General features: G+C 61.6%; 13 protein-coding genes. 4 read left to right on the top strand and 9 right to left on the bottom strand.

What is annotated here, in order from left to right; genetic code table 11:
* Window positions 1-42: 42 nt before the first annotated feature.
* Window positions 43-1,584, bottom strand: coding sequence for a polysaccharide lyase (locus QZ656_RS16740; protein ID WP_291994459.1), 1,542 nt, complete (start codon window positions 1,582-1,584; stop codon window positions 43-45).
* A gap of 461 nt (window positions 1,585-2,045) precedes the next feature.
* On the opposite strand from QZ656_RS16740, the gene QZ656_RS16735 reads away from it, so the two are divergent.
* The 4 genes from QZ656_RS16735 to QZ656_RS16720 all read left to right on the top strand — a co-directional run bounded on the left by QZ656_RS16735 (window position 2,046) and on the right by QZ656_RS16720 (window position 8,401).
* The gene (locus QZ656_RS16735; protein WP_291994458.1) at window positions 2,046-3,806 is read left to right on the top strand and encodes an asparagine synthase C-terminal domain-containing protein; all 1,761 of its coding nucleotides are present in this window, start codon (window positions 2,046-2,048) and stop codon (window positions 3,804-3,806) included.
* Between the two features lie 535 nt (window positions 3,807-4,341).
* A complete protein-coding gene (locus QZ656_RS16730; RefSeq protein WP_291994457.1) occupies window positions 4,342-5,625 on the top strand; it encodes a glycosyltransferase in 1,284 nt (427 codons plus the stop codon).
* Between the two features lie 420 nt (window positions 5,626-6,045).
* On the top strand, window positions 6,046-6,750 hold the full coding sequence (locus QZ656_RS16725) for a hypothetical protein (protein ID WP_291994456.1): 705 nt from the start codon (window positions 6,046-6,048) through the stop codon (window positions 6,748-6,750).
* Window positions 6,751-6,949: 199 nt separating this feature from the next.
* Window positions 6,950-8,401: a lipopolysaccharide biosynthesis protein gene (locus QZ656_RS16720; RefSeq protein ID WP_291994455.1), complete on the top strand. Its 1,452-nt coding sequence runs from the start codon at window positions 6,950-6,952 to the stop codon at window positions 8,399-8,401.
* A 205-nt stretch (window positions 8,402-8,606) separates the two neighbouring features.
* Here QZ656_RS16720 and QZ656_RS16715 read toward each other — a convergent pair whose 3' ends face one another.
* The 8 genes from QZ656_RS16715 to asnB are packed head-to-tail and all read right to left on the bottom strand — an operon-like array spanning window position 8,607 to window position 18,942.
* Entirely contained in the window at window positions 8,607-9,584 is a 978-nt protein-coding gene (locus tag QZ656_RS16715) for a polysaccharide deacetylase family protein (protein WP_291994454.1), read from the bottom strand.
* Window positions 9,584-10,906, bottom strand: a complete 1,323-nt coding sequence (locus QZ656_RS16710) for a putative O-glycosylation ligase, exosortase A system-associated (protein WP_291994453.1) — start codon at window positions 10,904-10,906, stop codon at window positions 9,584-9,586. The genes QZ656_RS16715 and QZ656_RS16710 overlap by 1 nt, the downstream gene beginning before the upstream one ends.
* Window positions 10,899-12,278 carry a phenylacetate--CoA ligase family protein gene (locus tag QZ656_RS16705; protein ID WP_291994452.1) on the bottom strand — a complete coding sequence of 460 codons (1,380 nt, stop codon included), beginning with the start codon at window positions 12,276-12,278 and terminating at the stop codon, window positions 10,899-10,901. Before QZ656_RS16705 ends, QZ656_RS16710 begins: the two co-directional genes overlap by 8 nt.
* Window positions 12,275-13,447 (bottom strand): glycosyltransferase family 4 protein, encoded by a 1,173-nt coding sequence (locus QZ656_RS16700; protein WP_366522183.1) that lies wholly within the window; start codon window positions 13,445-13,447, stop codon window positions 12,275-12,277. Before QZ656_RS16700 ends, QZ656_RS16705 begins: the two co-directional genes overlap by 4 nt.
* 2 nt (window positions 13,448-13,449) lie before the next feature.
* Window positions 13,450-14,481, bottom strand: a complete 1,032-nt coding sequence (locus tag QZ656_RS16695; protein WP_291994451.1) for a transglutaminase-like domain-containing protein — start codon at window positions 14,479-14,481, stop codon at window positions 13,450-13,452.
* 11 nt (window positions 14,482-14,492) lie between these two features.
* Window positions 14,493-15,809: a nucleotide sugar dehydrogenase gene (locus QZ656_RS16690; protein ID WP_291994450.1), complete on the bottom strand. Its 1,317-nt coding sequence runs from the start codon at window positions 15,807-15,809 to the stop codon at window positions 14,493-14,495.
* Window positions 15,810-15,814: 5 nt separating this feature from the next.
* Window positions 15,815-17,020, bottom strand: coding sequence for a TIGR03087 family PEP-CTERM/XrtA system glycosyltransferase (locus QZ656_RS16685; protein ID WP_291994449.1), 1,206 nt, complete (start codon window positions 17,018-17,020; stop codon window positions 15,815-15,817).
* Complete coding sequence (gene asnB / locus QZ656_RS16680; RefSeq protein ID WP_291994448.1) at window positions 17,017-18,942, bottom strand: asparagine synthase (glutamine-hydrolyzing); 1,926 nt, start codon at window positions 18,940-18,942, stop codon at window positions 17,017-17,019. Before asnB ends, QZ656_RS16685 begins: the two co-directional genes overlap by 4 nt.
* Window positions 18,943-18,955: the final 13 nt, after the last annotated feature.

Genomic DNA, 18,955 nt, shown 5'->3' with positions numbered 1-18,955 from the left:
CGTGTCCACAGCCCGGCCCTTGCGCTACGGCAGCTGACAATCTCACTTGCCGGCGTTGCCGCCGGGCCTGCCCGCCATTGGACCGATATAGCGGCGTGCAACGACGACGTTATCGATGTAGAGATGCTGGTCGTACGGCGATTGAGCGGTGCCGCCATGGTAGACGTCCAGCCAGACCGTCTCGATGTGCAGCGCGTCGATGGTACGCAATCTGAGATTCTGGCGCTCCATCAACAGACGCCCGTCGAGCCAGACACGCAACACGCCGTCGGCCAAACCCGGGGTGTTCAAGCGCACCTGCTGCTCTATCGAGTACCAGCGATTACGCTGCAACAGAGCGCCCGGCCAGCTCCAGGGGTCGCCATAGGCGCTCTCCATGTCAGCATGGTAAGCGTAGGTACTCAGTTGGGTCAGCCCGTGCAGCGGATGATCCGCCGGGAAAGCGCGAAAGAAACCGCCGCGCAAGGCCCAGCCGTTGGTTCCGTCCGAACGCCTGCCTCCCCAGCCAGCCTTGCCGTAGGTACCCGCCAGGCCGGGTAATTTGCCGCCGTCGACGGTCGGATCCCAATCGTCGCCAAGGCGCAGGTAATAGCGAAAGAACAGCTCGTCAACCTCTCCGCCGTGGTCCTTGAGCAAGACGCGCAGGTTGGCGCCGTAGTGGGCCCCCTTTTTGATCTTGACGCGCAGTGCCTTACCGACAAGTGGCTCGAACCGGCGGTCCCAATCGGCACTGACCACGTCGAACTCACCCACCGGATTCTTTTCCCAAGGCCAAACCCAGCGCAGCCACTCCTCGAATCCCGCGGCAAAGACGACGTCTGAATTGGTCGCGATTCCCTCGTCGGCCGGATAGTCAGCAGCCAGACCGCGGCGCTCGGGTGACGCTGGAAAGGCTGGCACGGCGACTTCAAAGATGCCGATGCGCAGGTCCTTGCCGCGCGGCGCAAGCAGGCTAGACAAGACCAGCTGGGCACTCTGAAGACGACGCGCCGAAAGGTCGGCAGGAAGCTGAAACTGCACCAGCGAGACCACCGACCCCGACACCTGCAGCGCGTCGAGCGTTCCCAACGAGCGGCGGGTCGAGCAGTCCAATTGGGTATCGGCCGTTGGCTTGAGGACTTGCCGACGACCGTTATCCATTTCAAGAATGAGGACTGGCCAATCGCTTTGGCTCTTCCCTTCACGGCTGCTGAACTTCACATAACCCGAACCCGAGACCGGGCGCAGGAAGAAGGCGCCTCTGCTAACCCCTTTCTCGGCCCACTGGCGAACCAATCCCGTCACATCCCAGCTGGTAGAACTGGTACCAGGCGCCGCCTCGGCAAACGGCTGCTCGCCGTGAAGTTTGCCGCGGGCGTCGCGCCAATCACCGCCGCGACGCTCCCAGGGCAGGACATCCGCCAGAAAATGCGAACACGATGCGCCCCCGTCGCCCTCGTAGAGGGGACTGCGAGCCGCGAGGTCGAGCGAATCTGTGCCAGCCGCCGCGTCAACGCGCATGCTGCTGACCAGCAGCACTACGCTGAAGGACAGAAAGCGCAAGGCGACCTGCGCGAATCGGAAAGCAAGACGAAAGGCGCTCACTTCAGGTCACCATTCCAGAAGACTTCATTGACGGAAGCGTCGGCGGCGTGGCACCTGGCAGCCGGCGCGCCCCTGCCGCCCCGGATACGATCGCCGACAGGTCGGACGCATCTTCTCGGCCCAAGCATTCGCTTGTCAAGCTCGGCGGCTCCTTGGCAGTTGCCGGCACGCGGCGATCGCCAGTCCTGCTGGCGGCGCACGGCCCACCTGCCCAGTGACCTTGATAATCGCCCGTGACGCAAGCTCAGGTCTGGCACCGCACGAGTCTTTGCTGTAGCGTAGCGGCTCGTCCGCGATCGACGAAGCGTCGGCAGGATCTCGCGTTTGACCCGTCGAACCACCGCTGTCGTCGCCGGCCATGCTTTTGCCGAGATCGGCGCCGCCGCCAGACAGGATAGTCGCCGGCCACCCGCCGCCCCGACGAAGCCGCCATCCAACCAACCGCTGCTGGCTGACATCTCATGATAGACAAATTTTCTGGCCAGATTGACCTGGCTAGCCTGTTCGAACCTGGCGCTGCCCGGATTCTGATCAAGTCACTAGCCCTTCGCGGCGACGATGTGGCGCACGACGGCGATGCCGTGTGTGCAGTGATCGGCTCTCCCGCTTTCGGGAACGCCAGCGCGGCACCACCGTCCGGCATGGCTGCTGAGCTCCTCAAGGGCTGGCACGCGAGCGGCGTCGAGGTGGCTTCACGGATCCGCGGATCCTACGCCGTAGCCATAGTCGATACGCTACGCGAGTGCGTCTTTCTGGTTGTCGACCGCTTCGCGATCCAGACCCTGTGCTATCGCGTCGATGACAAAACGCTGGCCTTCGCCGACCGTGCCGACCGCGTTCAGGGCGGCGGCGACGAGCTCGATCAGCAGGCGATCTTCAACTACCTTTACTTCCACATGATCCCGGCGCCACGAACGATCTTCAAGCACGTGCGCCGACTGCCGGCGGCGCACGCCCTGCTGGTCGACCGGCAAGGCGCGCACGAGATACGCCACTGGCCTCTGCGCTTCGACGAAAACCACCGCCAACCGTTTGCGGCGACTCGCGACGTCTTCCGCAAGCTGATTCGCGACAGCGTGATCGACGAGGTCGCCGGCCAACAACCCGTCGGCGCTTTCCTGTCGGGCGGCACCGACAGCTCGACGGTGGCCGGCATGCTTGGCGAGGTCACCGGCCAGGCCGCGCCGGTGTACTCGATCGGCTTCGCCGCCGAGGGCTATGACGAAATGGAGTATGCTCGCCTGGCGGCGAAGCATTTCGGATGCCAGCACCACGAGTACTACGTGACGCCAGCTGACCTGGTAGCCAGCATCCCGGCCGTCGCCCAATATCACGATCAACCCTTCGGCAACTCGTCAGCGCTACCCGCCTACTACTGCGCCAGGATGGCGCAAGCCGACGGCTGCAGCAAGATTCTCGCTGGCGATGGTGGCGACGAGCTGTTCGGCGGCAATTCGCGCTACGCGATGCAGCGCCTGTTCGAGTTCTACCAAGCCGTACCGGAAAGCCTGCGACGCCGCATCGAACCACTGTGCGAAGATGGCAGCCTTCTGCGACGGATCCCCGGCCTCAAGCAGGCGACCGGTTACGTCCGTCACTCGCGGATACCGATGCCAGACCGACTGCAGAGCTTCAACCTGATCATGCAACTGGATCCAGCAAAGGTACTCACCGCCGACTTCCTGGCGCAGGTCGACCTGCATGAACCGTCAAAGCACATGCAGACGACATGGAGCGAGTGCAAGGCACGCAGCCTGATCAATCGTATGCTGGCCTACGATTGGCGCTATACGCTCGCCGATAGCGACCTTCCGAAAGTACGCGGCGCCACCGAAATGGCTGGCCTCGCGGTCGGCTACCCCCTGCTTTCCGACCGCTTGACCGACTTTTCGATGAACTTGCCCGCCAATTGGAAGCTGCGCCGCTTCAAACTACGCTGGTTCTTCAAGGAAGCGCTGCGCGGTTACCTGCCTGACAAGATCATCAGCAAGTCGAAAAAAGGCTTCGGACTGCCGTTCGGCGTCTGGGCGACACGAAATCCGGCGCTCATGAAACTCGCCGAGGATTCGCTGCATAGCCTGGCGAAACGAGGTATCGTCCAGGCCGACTTCATCCACACGCTGCTCACCGAGCACCTCCCGACGCACCCCGGTTATTACGGCGAGATGGTGTGGATCCTGATGACGCTCGAACAATGGTTGCAGGGCAGAAAAAGCGCGTGAATCGAAGCCGGGATAACTACCTCTGCCTGGCTGCACCGCTCGCGCTAGCCGGCGTCGGTTCACCGGCACCGGCTAGCGCATCGCTGTCGAGCGGCATGAATGACGGCTCGCTGCAGAATCAAAAGCCCGCCGCATTGACGAGGTCAACGGCCGTGTGATGACCTTACTTTTCTCGCGTACGGCGAATTATTTCACAGTCGCCACAGCGTTTCTTCTTTAGAATTGCGGAACTCCCTGGCCTCATCGCGCCCAAGACATTTGCCAAACTCCGAGATGGCATTGTTCGCGCTCAAGAGGTGCTGACGCGGAGCAGGAGTCCAGCGAGAATCCATCTTCCAGAGCACCTTTCGGGCAATTCGGCACGGTCCGTGATTCGGCCAAACACCAAGATGGCTTAGGTTCAGAATGGGCGCAGAGCCCCACCGGGCCGAAGCGCTGGAAGGCAGAATCAAGCTCCAGGAAGTCCATGAATTTGATCGCCGCGACCCCACGGGTGCGGAATTTTTAGCGCGCCCTGAAGCACGCCACTGGAACGATGACCAACACCCCCAAGAACAAGCGCATCTTGATAATTGCCTACCACTTCCCACCTTGCAAGGGCAGTAGCGGCATTCAACGCACCTTGAAGTTCTGTACCTACCTTCGGGAATATGGCTGGGATCCACTGGTCCTGACGATTTCACCGGCCGCCTACGAAGCCACCAGCCCTGACCAAATGCGCGAAATTCCCGATGATGTAGTCGTTGAACGCGCTTTCGGGCTGAACACCTCTCGCCATCTGGCCATCGCCGGCAAATACTTCCGCTGGATGGCTCAACCGGACCGCTGGATAAGCTGGTGGCCAGGAGCCGTGTGGACGGGCATGCGCATGATCAAGCGCTACCAACCAGCGGCCATAATGTCCACCTTTCCGATTGCGACAGCACACCGTATTGGACTTAGCCTGGCAAAAAAAAGCGGCCTGCCGTGGGTCGCCGACTTCCGCGATTCGATGACCGAACCCGGCTATCCGAGCGACCCATTGACCTGGAAAGTCCACCGCAAGCTGGAGCAAGGAATCGTTCGACATTGCACACGAGCTGTCTTTACGACAGAGCGTACACGGCAAATATATGCCGACCGCTATCCAGAATACCCGCAAGCGCGCTGGGAGGTCATCGAGAACGGCTTCGATGAAGGCAACTTCAGCGATGCTGAAATGGGTATTGACGCGGCCCCCCTGGGATCGTTCGGCCAACTCACCCTCGTCCACAGCGGCTTGCTCTACCCGATTGAGCGAGATCCGCGCCCCTTCTTTGCTGCCGTGCGTAAGCTGAAGGACGCTGGCCATATCGATAGCAAGGGATTGCGAATAATCCTTCGAGCAACCGGCACCGACGATCGCTATCGGCCGATGCTCAAAGAACTGGACATCGACGACATCGTTCACCTCGAGCCCATCATTGGCTATCGAGACGCACTGCAAGAGATGCTCCGCGCCGATGCCTTGCTGCTGTTTCAGGGGAGCACCTGCGACCATCAGATACCCGCCAAGATCTACGAATACTTTCGTGCCGGCAAGCCTATCTTTGCCCTCGTAGGTCTGCACGGGATCACCGCGACCAAGCTACGGCAAGCGGGCGTGAACGACATTTCTGATATGGCCAGCACGGAAGATATTGCCACGAGTCTGCTCAAACTCCTTGGGCGTCTACGCGATGGCGACAGAAGTGGGGTGGCGCGAGAGTTGGCGGCCAAGAGCTCGCGCCAGTCGCGCACTGCTGAACTTGCCAACCTCCTCCACCAACTTACGCCTGCTGCACCACATTCACTCTCCTGACCACTACCAGCCTTCAGCCAATCATGCCCAGCGTGACAAGCAGAACAGGAAGTGCGCGGAATCGGATGAGAAACCCCGAAAGCGTCAGACCCATGCCCCCACCTCGACCGCACCTCCCGGAAGACACCACGACATCCCGTCGGCGGAAGGATGACTGCGTGCGGACGCTACCCTGTTGCAGGAACTTCAGACGAATGGGTGCTGACGCCGCTCGCCTCTTCCTGCCGAGATGGCCGGCAACCCGAAACAGTGGTCTTTCGGGCGTTGAGAGCGTGCTCAAGAAGGGGCGAGCCGCGGCGGAAGGGATCGGAATGCGCATCCGGCTCGCCGGGGCCCGTTCCACACGAAACGACCTACGCCGGGATTGCCTTCAAGAGTGCCTGCGATCACCGACCAACAAGAACTAGGGAAATCATCGATATGTGCAAGCACATGGTAACAAGAAGCGGCGTCAACTTCGTCACCCTGACGCGTCTGGTGATTGCGTCAACGCTAATTGCAATACCAAACATCGGTGCAGCCCTCGACCTGTCCACGATTACCGATGCGGAGACCGCTCTGCTCCCGCGTTATTGCGCCTATTCCAAAAGTTTCCCAGGGAATAGCGCCCCAGAAGCGAAATTGTGGGAGGCACGCTTAGGTCAAGAATCCTTCAAGCATATTCACCATTATTGTTGGGGGCTCATAGAGTTGCAGCGCGCCAGGCGCAGCAGCACTTCCCGAGAACAAGCACAGTATCTCCTGGGCGCCAGCACGAGTGATTTTGAGTACAGCATCAGACGTGTAGCGAAAAACTTTGTTCTGCTTCCAGAAATGCTCACTCGCAACGGCGAGGTGTACCTGCTTCGTTCCAGACCTAACGACGCCAGCAAATCGTTTGCTCAAGCCAGAGCACTGAAGCCCGATTACTGGCCAGCGTATAGCAGCTGGGCTGAGTTCCTGATGCAAAGCGGGAAGAGAGCTGAAGCGAAGCGTATCGTCAACGCCGGCCTCAAGTACAGTCCAAACGCCAAGGTGCTCCGCGAACAGTATCGCTTACTTGGCGGTCGTTCAACCGAGGCGGCAGCGCCGCTCGCGGAGCATCCGCCAGCGGACGATGTTTCGACAGCCAATTCAGCCAAGTGAGAACCAATGACACGCGCCCGGGTCCGGGCCAGAAAGCCGTCTTCCATGAGATGGTGTGTACCATTCCCCGGCAAGAACGACGGTCCGCCACTGGCCAACGCCGACAGTTCCTGGCCACTCTCCCACCTGTCTGCACTTGCGCACACTTCCCTGCAGCGCTTTTGTGTTCGCGTCCACTGTCGCCCCGAAGCGATCGTCGATGACCATTCAAGCCAAGTTCGCCAGGGGTATCCGCCTGCTGGGGGCCGCTCGTATCGCCGCCCAGATCGTGTCATGGGTGGGTACCATTTACGTCATGCGCTTGTTGGCGCCGACCGACTATGGGCTGGCAGCGATCTGTTCCGCAGTGCTGATGCTGGCGTCGCTGATCGCCGAATTCGGCTTTGGTGCGGCGATCGTCCAGGCGGCTACGTTGAGCCGCGACGAGGTGCGCAGTGTCTTCGGTGCGTCGCTACTCTTCTCTTCGCTTTGTGCGGGAGTCGTCGCCCTGGCGGCGCCCCTGTTGGGTAGTTTCTACCGAGCGCCCGAGGCCGTTCCGATGATCCAGGTCGCGATGTTGACGCTCGTCCTGAGCTCGCTTGCGACGCTGCCAGACGCCTACCTGCGGCGCGATATGGCATTCGCACGCATCTCCGTGGTCGAGTTCTGCACCAGCATGATGGCAACGCTGGTCACGGTCTCGCTGGCAGCGAGTGGGGCCGGCGTCTGGTCGTTGATCATCGGACCCGTAGCGGGCGCTGCCATGCGAGCCACTATGGTGTTTGCCATGGCACGAATCTGGATCGCACCGAGCTTCAAGATCAGTGTCGCCAGGCGGCTACTGAGTTATGGACTTAAGATCACCGTCTCACGCATGGCCAGCTACGTGCTGGGGCAATCCGACGTGCTCATCGCCGGGCGCGTGCTGGCAAAGTCTGAGCTCGGCGTGTACTCTATCGCCATGCATCTGGCGATGATGCCGATGGGCAAGCTAATGGGGGTGCTCAATACCGTAGCCTTCCCCGCTATAGCCGACGTTAACCGGAATAAAGGTGACGTGCTGTCGCACCTGCTCGGCTCCTTACGCATGATCGGCCACGTCGTGGTGCCGCTACTGTGGGGGTTGGCGGCCGTGGCGCCCTGGGTGATCCCGGTGCTCATCGGCCCCGCCTGGAACGGCGCAGTGCTGCCTCTGCAGATCGTCTGTGTCGCTTTGCCCTTGCGGCTGGTCAGTACCTTGCTGGCCACCGCTCTGCAAGGGCTGGGACACGCCGGGCTGGATCTGCGAAACACTCTCACCGGCGCCGTCCTGCTGCCGCCCTTGTTTGCGATCGGTTCGCTGCAGGGTGCAGAGGGCTTGGCCGCCGCCTGGCTGGTCGGCCTGCCGCTGCTGCTGGCGGTGAACATGCGGCGCGCACGAGGCGTACTCGGTTTCGGACTACAAGCGGTCTTGAAGGCCTTGGCGCCACCGTTGCTGTGCAGCGCTACGATGGTTGCAGTAGTGACACTGACGGCACGTGCGCTCGGACCAACCGCTCTGACCGTGCCAGGGCTGATCGGCAGCTGCTTGGTCGGCGCTCTGTGCCAATTGCTGCTGCTGTGGTACTTCGATCGCCGCAGCGCTAGCGCGCTGCTGAAGCTGCTGGGGCGCGACAAGCACCGAGAACCCTGACAAGGGGGCTGATGCGCCTAGACCGCCGCCACGAATTCCAGCCATGACATGAACTGTTGCATCCCCTTACGCGCTGCGTCGCGTCAACTGCTTCTTGCGTTAAAAGTCAAGCTGGAAAAAAAACGACCGGCTTCGGCGGGAGCACGCGCAGGGGCAATGAACGAATTCTGCCGTGAGGAAACCTGGCAACCAAATCCGCGAGTCCCTAATCGGCAAGCTGCGCAGATCGCAATGCTGGATTTTTCAGCAAGTTCTGGACAAGTCTTGCCCCAAAACGCAATCGCGTTCGATCCCACGGAGTGAACCGCGGCAGTTGCATCAGGTCGCTTGCCGCATCTGCCACGCCCCAGGCAGTCGTCAGCGCGGCGTCAAAGCCCAAGCTGCGAATCATTTCGGCGTCTGCAGCCCGATAGTCCACATTCGGTTTCCCATTCGGGTAGGCAAAAATGGCGACACGCTCCTGCAGCAAGGATTCGAGAAATTGCTTGCTCTCGGCGACCTCTGCCTTTGCTTCCGCCGGATCCAGCCTTGCAAGAATTGGGTGTGAGACAGTATGCGCGCCGATCGACATGCCCGCCCGACGCATCTCCCTCACTTGCTCCGTGGTCAGCATCAAGTCTGACGGCAACTTGGCGCCAGTCACTTCTGCCACATAATCAGCTGCTTTTTGACGCTCAAGGCGGTCTCGATACTTTACGTCTCCGAGAATGCCATGTATGGCTTGCCGGATGGCGCCTACAGAACCCAATTCATACACCCCAAGGTCCTCTTTCGAAAGATCCAGCTTTGCCTTTTTGCAGTGGCGTACTGCCTCGACAATCGTGTCGTTCCACATCCGCCCGCCATTCAGATAACCCGTCGCGATAAAAAAAGTCGCTGTCAGACTGCTGGCCCTGAGAATCGGCATAGCCACCGTAAAATTGTCAGCATAACCGTCATCGAAGGTAATCGCCGCGGCGCGCGGCGGCAACGAATTGTCATTTAGACGAGAAATAGCCTGGTCAAGCGGCAACACGTTAAACCACTCCTTCAGCCAACTAACGGTCCGTTCGAAGCCAAGCGCATCGAGATCCCACGTGAGAACCGGATCCTGTCGCGCAAGAACCCGATGAAAAATTAGAATCGACAGCCTACCGTGCTGCCCGCCGGGTGACACGACCCTCACTAAAGTCTTGGCTATCATTAGGGCGCCCTAAGAGTTGTCGCATCCGTTACCGCAGATGAACTGAAACCATCGCCAGAGCCTGGCACAACAGCCGTTTCGCGTTTCCAGCCACCCTCATTCAGCCAACGCCTGGTGACGACGACAATCACCAGGATATTGAACGGCAAGTCAAAATAGGCAAGGCTCAAGAAAGCGCCTCCGACCGCAAATCCTACCAAGGAAACCTGACACATCCCGACCAGTTCATAGACCCACGCGAGCTCGGCGATGTTCTTGGTCTCTTTGCGCATTTTTCCGGCCAAACGAAATACTAGCCACCACATCAGCAGGTATAGAAACAGGCCAACGTACCCGTGCTCCCCGAGCACCGAAAAGTAAATACTGTGCGCGGCGCGAGGCAGCAAGGCTTCCGGCGGCGAATACATCGCGTGAATCGTCCAATTATAGATATCAAAGCCGCCGCCAAATGGTCGGTGATTGGCGATGTTAATCGCGGTCTGCCATGCATGTATGCGTCCCATTGCGGACTGATCCTCTTCGTAGGTCTGTATCGTCCCCATGCGATGCTCCCACGATGACGGCATGAAAGCAAGCAAGGAAGCGGCGACAACGATGAGGCCTATACCAACGACCACTTTTCGCTGGGAGCGGTACCACAGTACCAAACTCATCGCCGAAACCGCCACCAGAGCCCCTCTGGATTGCGACCCCAACGCGGAGAATGCACAGAGCAGCATCATGACCAGCAAAGCAAAACGTTGCCAAACACGAGTGGAGAGCGTCCGCAAGTAGTAAAACAGAGGAATAATGATGATGGTGGCAACAGCCAGTGAATTGTTTTCCTCAATGAAACCACCAGGCGGCCCCCAGACTTTTGACTCGCCGCCATGCAAGATAGTGAATATTCCGCCCTTGACGCCAAAGTAAGCGATCGACAAAACGTTGACCCAGAGGAATACCTGGATATGTTTGCGCTCGTGCAAGGCCATCAAGGCAACGGCGGTCATTAGCTGGATTTTCAGAACCTTGTTAAGCTGGGTGGAAGAACCTGCCGGATCAATTGCAAAAGCCGTAGTCAAACACATCCAAAACACCCACAACAACAGAACAACAACGGGAGGGCTCCATGGCATGCGCAGCTTGTCGCGGGTGATTACAAGCGATAGAAGCGCTGCACCTGCCGCTACCGCGGCTATTGGGGCATCGTGTATAAAACCGAATGCCAGCTTGTGGGGGTTCATGATGCTGACCCAGGTCCACAAGATTACCGCCATCCAGGTATGGCGCAGCGCAAACGGCAGGGAACCGAGAACGATTCCGAGTATCAACAAATCACGCATGTGTCTCTGTCCGACCCCCCACATAGGGCTTGACGTGACTGACGACGTAGCGGAACTTGCCCGAGGACTCGTTGGCGATGTCGGCGACCTGAATAACGCGAATATCGACCGCCTGCCCCAGCCTGGCCTTGAAATCCCTGACGATGCGTTCCTCGGCCTGGCGATCGAAGGCTGGCCCGGTTACCAGTTGCACGACGGTCTGGTCGATCGATAGCTGCTCGATCTTGAAGCGCTCCACCCCTGGCAGATCGCGCACCGTGTAGATCAGCGCCAGGCCGTGCATCACCGTACCGTCATGGGCGACGACGAAGTCGGTAGAGCGGCCGCTGATTTCTTCGAGCACCGGCAAACCGCGACCGCAAGCACAGCTCTTGCTGGCGAGAACGCCGACGTCGCCGGTGCGGTAGCGGACAAACGGGAATTCGGCCGTCGCCAGGTGCGTGACGACGATCTCGCCGGCTTCACCAACGCTGGTCGGCGTGCCGTCCGGACGTAGCGTTTCGACGACCAGGTCCTCGGCGCTGATGTGCAGACTGCCCGACGGGCACTCGTGCGCAATGAAGCCGGCGTCGCGGGCTCCGTAGCCGTTGGCCACCGGGCAGCCGAAGACCTCGCTGATCACCGCCCGCTGTTCGTCATAGAGCTTTTCGGAGGTGACGAAAGCGACCTTGATTCCCAAGCGGCTCATCTCGATATTCTTCTGGCGCGCGTGCAGCGCAATCAGCGAAAGACTCGAGGGGTAACCGAAAAGTATCGCCGGACGCGTCGCACGAATGGTGTCCACGAAACGGTCGAGGTTGGCCAAAGACATTTCGAAGGCGGGCAGCAAATGGCTGCGCAGCAGCCCGTCGCGCAGGCGGCGGATACGGTCCTGCGCGCCGAGCTCGACCGGGCTGCCCCAGACCACCAGTTCGCGGTCACCGATGTCGACGTCCCACCAGCGGGTGGCGCGCCACTTGGCTGCCACGTCGTGGCTCTTGCGCGCTTTGCCCATGTAGAAAATCAGCGGCTCGCCCGACGATCCGCCGGTGTTGTAGCGCATCAGCGGACCATGACCGTCGGCCTTGAGGCGTTCGACGTTGGCCCGGATATCGGGCTTGTCGAGCAGCGGCAGCGCGAGCAGCGCGTCCAGGGAATTGACAGACTCCGCAACGAAGCCAAGACGGCTGAACAGATCTCGATAATAGGGAACGTGCTGGCCGATATCGACCAGGAAGTCGCGCAAGCGCTCGACCCGGTAGTCGGCGAGTTGCGCGGCGGACCACCACTGACTTTCCTCCAGGCGCGCACGCCAAGCAACCGAGTCATGGCCCTTGAGCCGTTCGTGCAGCGGAAACAGGAGCTGCGAACACATAGCCGTATAGAAACTCACGATACTCCCCTCGCTGCGCCAACGCGGCAATAAGCCTTAAGCCACTTTTCGCGTACCTGTGGCCAGGCGTAGCGCTGCGCCTCGGCCAACCCTGCCTGCCGTAGGCCAGCGGCCAGCGCCGCATCCTGCAGGACGCGGAGCACTTCCCGAGCCATCGCCTGATGGTCGCCCACGGGCACAAGTAGACCAGTGACTCCGTGCTCGACGAGGTCCGGAATGCCGCCGGCGCAGGTACTGACCACCGGTACGCCGCTGGCGAAAGCCTCGAGGATTGAGATCGGCATATTGTCGACCGTCGTCGGATTGAGCAGGCAATCGGCTGCTGCGTAAAGCGCCGGTATCGCCGCGTTCTCAATCCGCCCGGAAAAGCAAACGCCGTCCTGCAGGCTTAGCTCGGCGACCAGCGCCTGCAGTCGCGCCAGCTCGGGACCACTGCCGGCAACGGTCAGTCGCGCAGCCGGAAAATCAGAACGAATCGCAGCGAAGGCACGAATCGCAGTCGGAATGTCGTAGATCGGCTCCAGATTGCGGGTGACCACCAGATGCGGCGCGTCAAAAAATGAGCGCGCTGGCGCCGGCGCAAAACGCGACAGGTCGATGATATTGGGAATAACTTCCGCACTCAGCCCGTGCACCGAGAAAACCCGGCGCAAAAAACCCGACGGCGTGACCCGCATCGACACTCCGCCGAGCATACCAAGAACATACCTCGGGGCGCTCGCAAAAAAACCGTCGGCATTACCACCCCGGTAATTGACGATCACCGGCGTCTGACGCAGGCGGGCGATCACTATTGCCGGTGCCGCAAACAGGTGCCAGGCCCAGCCGGAGTTGGCGAGAACGTGCAGCACCTGCGCCCGTCCTGCCGCCTGCCAAAGATGGCAAAGGTAAGGCAGCAGGCGACAAAGCGCACGCAACAGCGGCACGCGCCCAACCCATGCCGGTCGATAGGGCGGGTTGGTGCGCACCAGCTCGACGGCAAGGCCTTCATCGCCCAACAGCCGCAGCAGCTGCTCGCATTGATTGGCCATGCCGCCGGATGGCGGTGGCAAGGGCCCAACGATGCACACGGCTGGCCACGCCTGGCGACCGGCGACCTGGTACGCAGAGAGTTCATCGACTCCCCTGGCGCCAATGCCTCCACTGCCTTCGCTCACTTCACTGGCCATCGTCAGCGCCTCCGCGCAGGCGACAAGTTCGCCCGCGCTTGCCACCAGCCGGCGAGAGCAACGAGCAGGCCGAGCAAGGCAGCTAGAATGATCCCGGCGACAACGAAAAGATGCCAGCGCAGACGCTGGATCGCCGCCACCTGGTCCTGATTGCTTTCGTCGGCGAGAATTTTGACGCCAGGGTAAACCCCCTGCACGATGCCGCCGAACTGTTCGAGTGAGCGCGAGACACTCCCGAAGGCACGCACCAGCGACGCCTGGTCGTAGGAGAAGACGTTGTTGCCCCACAGCATCGACCATTGGCCAAGGCCCCGGCGGTAATAGTCCCAGCCTTTCTCTTCGATCGCGAAGCCGGGTCGCGCACCGGGATATAAGGGCAGCATACGCAACGAAGCCGGATTCTCGAGCATCGTCCGGCGAACTTCGATCGCCGACAGCGCCACTCCATCGGCGCCGACCAGATAGGCGTTGTTGAAGACGTCCAGCAGTTGCCAGCGACCGAGCTGCCGGTTATAGATCTCCGGCCAAATGTGGCCATGCCCACCGAAACCGTCAAAGGAAAAAGCCCAGGCACGTACGGGAATGCCGGCGGCGATGGCCAGGCCGGTGAAGGCACGGACGAAATCGCCGCAGTAGCCCTGGCCCTGCTTGACGATCCGCTGGTAGGTGTCGCGCAGGTCCGACTGGATCGCACCGCCCGACAATACCGGGCTTGAGCCGAGCAGATGGCGGCTGATGGCGACCGCCCGCTGCCAGTCCGTAGGCATCGCCGCCAGCCCGAGGCGATCGACGACGTCGGTAAACTCCGGGTACGGCGCCGCACGTTCGAGCATGAAGTCGGCCGGAATGTTCGCCGGCGTCCACGCGAAGCCAGCATCGCCGCGATCACCGGTTTCGCTCAGCAGCAGCGCGTGTCGCAGGCGCACCAGTTCGGTCGAACTGGTGAAATACGGCGCCAGCGACAGCATCGCCAGCAGCATCGCCAGCAAGCTGAGCCAGATACCGCGCCGCCAAAAACGAACCGTGTCGGACACGCTGCCGCCCTCTACCAGCACAGGCCTTCGACCCTGGCCGAAATCGCGGCGCCCTTCGGCAGATTGACGAGGTCAAGCAGCACTTGCTCGGGACGGCACAGCCTGGCCAGCGTCTCGGCGACCTCGCTTCCCGAGAGGCCGATCACCAGCACCTCGGACTCGGCGATGACGCCCTCGATATCGGCCCGCATCATCTCGCCGATGTGCGGCAGATGGCGCTCGATGAAGCTGCGGTTGGCGCCCAGCAGGCTGGCCAGATGGACCTCGGGATCGTAGATCGTCAGTTGCATTCCCTTGCCGATCAACTGTTCGGCGAGCGTCACCAGCGGACTTTCGCGCAGATCGTCGGTGCCAGTCTTGAACGACAGGCCGACGAAACCGATCTTGCGCTTGCCGAGCGCCAGCAGCTTGCGCAGCGCCAGGTCGAGATGATTGCGGTTCGACTGCATGATGCCAGCCAGCATCGGGATCTCGACGTCGTGCATCTTGGCCAGATAGGTGGTCGCCCGCAAGTCCTTCGGCAGGCACGAACCGCCGAAAGCGAAGCCGGGCTTGAGATAAGCCGGCGAGATATTGAGCTGGTGGTCCTGACAGATCAGATCCATGACCTCGAAAGCGTCGACGCCGAGCGCCTCGCACAGCCGCGCGGTTTCGTTGGCGAAGGTGATCTTGAGCGCGTGAAAGTTGTTGCAGCAATACTTCATCATCTCGGCCGAACGCACCGAGGTCTCGATGAAGCGGCACGGCAGACCCCCGAACAACTGCCGCAAGCGCTCGACCGGATAGGCATGATTGGCGCCGACGACGGTGAACGGCGGCTTGTCGTAATCGCGGATCGACGAACCTTCACGCAAAAATTCGGGCTGAAAACAGAGGAAGAAGCCCTCGCCGTCCTTCTTGCCCGACTTTTCTTCGATGATCGGCCGCAGCACGTCTTCGACCGTACCCGGCACCAGCGTCGAGCGCAGGACGACGATGTGCGGCGCGCTCTTGGCGGCAATCGCCCGGCCCATTTCTTCGGCCAGGCGCAGGATCGCTCCCTGGTCCTGGCTACCGTTGGCCGCCGACGGCGTACCGACGCAGACCAGCGAAATCTCGCTGTCGAGGACCGCGCGCTGCGCGTCGGTGGTCACCGAGACGCGACCGCTGCTGGCCGCCGCGGCCATCAGATCAACCATCCCCTCCTCGACCACCGGCGTCTTGCCGGCCATGATCAGATCAAGCTTGGTGGCGTCGATATCGACGCCGATCACCTCGTGGCCGTCGCGCGTCAGACACGCCAGCGACACCGCCCCAACATAGCCCAAACCGAAAATGCTGATCTTCATGCGAGTTATCCTTTGCTTTCCCTAAAGTTCGTGATGCAGCGATCGATGATCCCATCCAGCCGCGCCATCGAGTGTGGCCAGGCGTGGTTGCTGAGCATCCGCTGTCGCCCGGCGAGCGCCAATCGCCGCCGTTCCGCTGGATCATCCAGGATCCGCAGGATGGCCTCAGAATATTCCTGTGGTGTATCGGCGACAAGGAAGTGCGTCACGGATTCGGCATCGACACCACCGGCGGCGACGCGGCTGGTGACCACCGGCACGCCCATCGCCATCGCCTCGAGGATCTTGTTCTGCGTGCCGCGGGCGATGTTCAGCGGCGCCACCATCAGTGCCGACTGGCGAATGAACGGCCGCACATCGGGCACCGAGCCGGTGACCGTCACGCCCGGCAGCTCGCCAAGCTTGCGCATCTCGGGTGAAGGATCGGCACCGACGATCAGCAGCTTGAGCGACGGTCGGCGCTCTTTCAGCAGGGGCCAGATCTGCTCGCAGAAGCGCGCCATACATTCCTGATTCGGGTAATAGTCCATGCGCCCGATGAAGCTGAGCGTCTCCGGGTCATAGGGCTCGTCGACCGGGCAGAAGAAGTCGGCGTCGACGCCGTTCGGGAACCAGTCGGTCGGCACGCCTGTGCGATAGCCTTCGAGGGTCTCCCACTCGGCGCGCGTGGTCGCCGTACATAGGTCGAAAAGTCGCGCCAGGCGTTTCTCGGCGGCGAGCATCTTGGTCCCTTCGAGGCGATAGCCGAGCGACAGCGGAAAAGGCTTGTAGTTGGCGTACTCGAGCCATTTTTGCGAGTCCATGTCGCCGAAATCAAGAATCTTCGGCACGTCGCGAACGTCCTCCACGTACTGCGCAACCGACGAGCAATGCACGAAAATCAGGTCCCATTTCTCGGCGCCCAGCAAGCGACGTACGCGCTGGCGCAACGATGGCGAGTAGAAGTAACCCATCGACGAAGGCGTCGTCAGCGGCAGACGCGTAATCATGCGCAGGGTCTGCACCCGGTCGCTGACCTGCGCCACTTCGAAGCTGGCGCAATGCGCGGCAATCCCCTGCCCCTCGGCGGCCTCTTCCGGTGAGCGGGCGAGCGAGCAGACCGTCACCCGATGGCCGCTGGCCGAGAGATGGCGAATCATGTTGAAAGGCCGAATCTTGCCGCCACGCTTGGGTGGGAACGGAAAACGGTGGCAGACGTAAAGAATGTTCATCGCACGTAGCCCTGCAGTTCTTCGGCCACATCGGCCGGGTCGCGGCAATCAAGAAAAATGCGGCTCCAGATCTCGAGGTTCATCATCGCCAGCAGGATGTCGGTGCCGTCGATCCGGTTGGCCTGGTGATCGGCCATCAGCCGATCGACCACCGCGTGCCGGTACAGGCCGCGCGCCTGCACGACCTCGGCAGACAGCAGTCGCTGCAGCAGCGGTGCCAGCTCGCGCTTGAGCCAGGCGCCCATCGGCGTGCCGAAACCGCGCTTCTTGCGGTTCAGGATGTCGTCGGGCAGGAGGTCGCTCAGCGACGCCTTCAGCAGGTGCTTGAGGCGACCGTCACGGACCTTGATCGACGCCGGCATGGCCGCCGCCAGTTCAACCAGTTGATGATCGAGCAGCGGCACCCGGCATTCGAGCGAGACCGCCATGCTCATCTTGTCGGTGAGCAACAGCAGGTCGTCGGGCAGCTGCGTTTCGGCGTCGACGGCGAACATCCGGTTCAATTCGTCGTCGTTGCCAGCGGCGGCAAAGGCCCGCTCCAGCGAGTCCGATCCGCTCGCCGGCGGCTCGAGCAGCAAAGCCGCGACGCCCTGACGATCGAGCACCTGCAGGTAGCTCCGATAACGATCGTCGTCGCTCATTTCGGCGCTGGCCAGGAAACCCTTCGCCAGCCGCAGGCGATTGAGCAAGCCGGAATGGCGGTCGGCGGGCAAATGCCGTGCGACGAAGCTGGCGGAATTCCGCAACCACCCCGGCCAGCGGCGATAGCGCTGCGCGTAGTGGCCGCCGAGGTAGCGCCGGTAACCACCGAAAAGCTCGTCACCGCCGACCCCCGAAAGGATCACCTTGACGTCCTGGCGAGCGAATTCCGAAACCAGATAGGTGGTAATGAAGGCGGTGTCCGACAAGGGCTCGTCCATATGCCAGAGCAGCTTCGGCAACAGCGCGACGACGTCTGGGCGGACGAGAATTTCGCGATGCTCGGTGCCAAACAGCTCGGCGACGCGGCGCGCGTACGGTAGCTCGTTGTACAGCGCCTCGGCTTCGCCGCCGGAAAAGCCGATGGCGTAGGTGCGTATCGGCTGCTGCGAGTGCCGCGCCATCAAGCCGACGACGGCACTCGAATCGACGCCGCCGGAGAGAAAGGCGCCGATCGGCACGTCGCTGACCATCTGCATGCGTACCGACTCCTCGAGCTGCGCACGCACGCGTTCGGTCCACTCGCGCTCCGAAACGTCGGGCGTGATCTGCGCCGGCAAGCGCCAGTAGCGCCACTCGCGCACCTGCCCGTTTTCGACCGCCAGCAGGGTCGCCGGCGGCAGCTTGCGGATGCCCTTGAAGATGCACCCCGGCGCCGCCACGTAGCCCAGGTGTAGATAGTCGGCAACCACCTGTCGATCGAGTTCGGCGCTGACCCCGGGCAGCGCCAGCAAGGCTTTGGCCTCACTGGCGAAAGCCAGCCGCTGCCAGTCCTGCAAGACGTACAGCGGCTTGACGCCGAGCCGGTCGCGACCGATCAGCAGGCGATGACGGCGCGCGTCCCACAGGGCAAAGTCGAACATCCCGTTCAAGCGCTTGACGAAATCATCGCCCTCGGCGTCGTAGAGGTGCAGCATCACCTCGCTGTCGGAGCCGGTCTTGAAGTGATAGCCCTTGCCCTGCAGTTCGCTACGCAATTCGCGGAAGTTGTAGATCTCGCCGTTGCACACCAACCACAGGCTCTGGTCGGCGTTCGACAGCGGCTGGTGGCCACCGGCGAGGTCGATGATCGACAGCCGACGCATGGCGATCCCGCAGGGGCCATCGACATGGCTGCCTTCGTCGTCCGGACCGCGGTGCCTGGTGCGATCGCCCATGGCAGACAGGATCCGGGGCTCGACACTGACCCCGTCAAAACGATAGATACCGTGGATACCACACACAATGGCGCCTCAG

Source organism: Candidatus Accumulibacter sp. ACC003 (genome assembly GCF_907163085.1).
Classification (GTDB): Bacteria; Pseudomonadota; Gammaproteobacteria; order Burkholderiales; family Rhodocyclaceae; genus Accumulibacter.
Note: the sequence above shows the minus strand (reverse complement) of the source record. Positions and strands in the feature narration are given on the sequence as shown.

Excerpts from the sequence above, each read along its gene's own strand:
- QZ656_RS16700 (WP_366522183.1), bottom strand. The coding sequence starts at position 13,447 with ATGGCCAGTGAAGTGAGCGAAGGCAGTGGAGGCATTGGCGCCAGGGGA.
- QZ656_RS16725 (WP_291994456.1), top strand. The coding sequence starts at position 6,046 with ATGTGCAAGCACATGGTAACAAGAAGCGGCGTCAACTTCGTCACCCTG.
- QZ656_RS16720 (WP_291994455.1), top strand. The coding sequence starts at position 6,950 with ATGACCATTCAAGCCAAGTTCGCCAGGGGTATCCGCCTGCTGGGGGCC.
- QZ656_RS16730 (WP_291994457.1), top strand. The coding sequence starts at position 4,342 with ATGACCAACACCCCCAAGAACAAGCGCATCTTGATAATTGCCTACCAC.
- QZ656_RS16690 (WP_291994450.1), bottom strand. The coding sequence starts at position 15,809 with ATGAAGATCAGCATTTTCGGTTTGGGCTATGTTGGGGCGGTGTCGCTG.
- QZ656_RS16715 (WP_291994454.1), bottom strand. The coding sequence starts at position 9,584 with ATGATAGCCAAGACTTTAGTGAGGGTCGTGTCACCCGGCGGGCAGCAC.
- QZ656_RS16710 (WP_291994453.1), bottom strand. The coding sequence starts at position 10,906 with ATGCGTGATTTGTTGATACTCGGAATCGTTCTCGGTTCCCTGCCGTTT.
- QZ656_RS16735 (WP_291994458.1), top strand. The coding sequence starts at position 2,046 with ATGATAGACAAATTTTCTGGCCAGATTGACCTGGCTAGCCTGTTCGAA.
- QZ656_RS16685 (WP_291994449.1), bottom strand. The coding sequence starts at position 17,020 with ATGAACATTCTTTACGTCTGCCACCGTTTTCCGTTCCCACCCAAGCGT.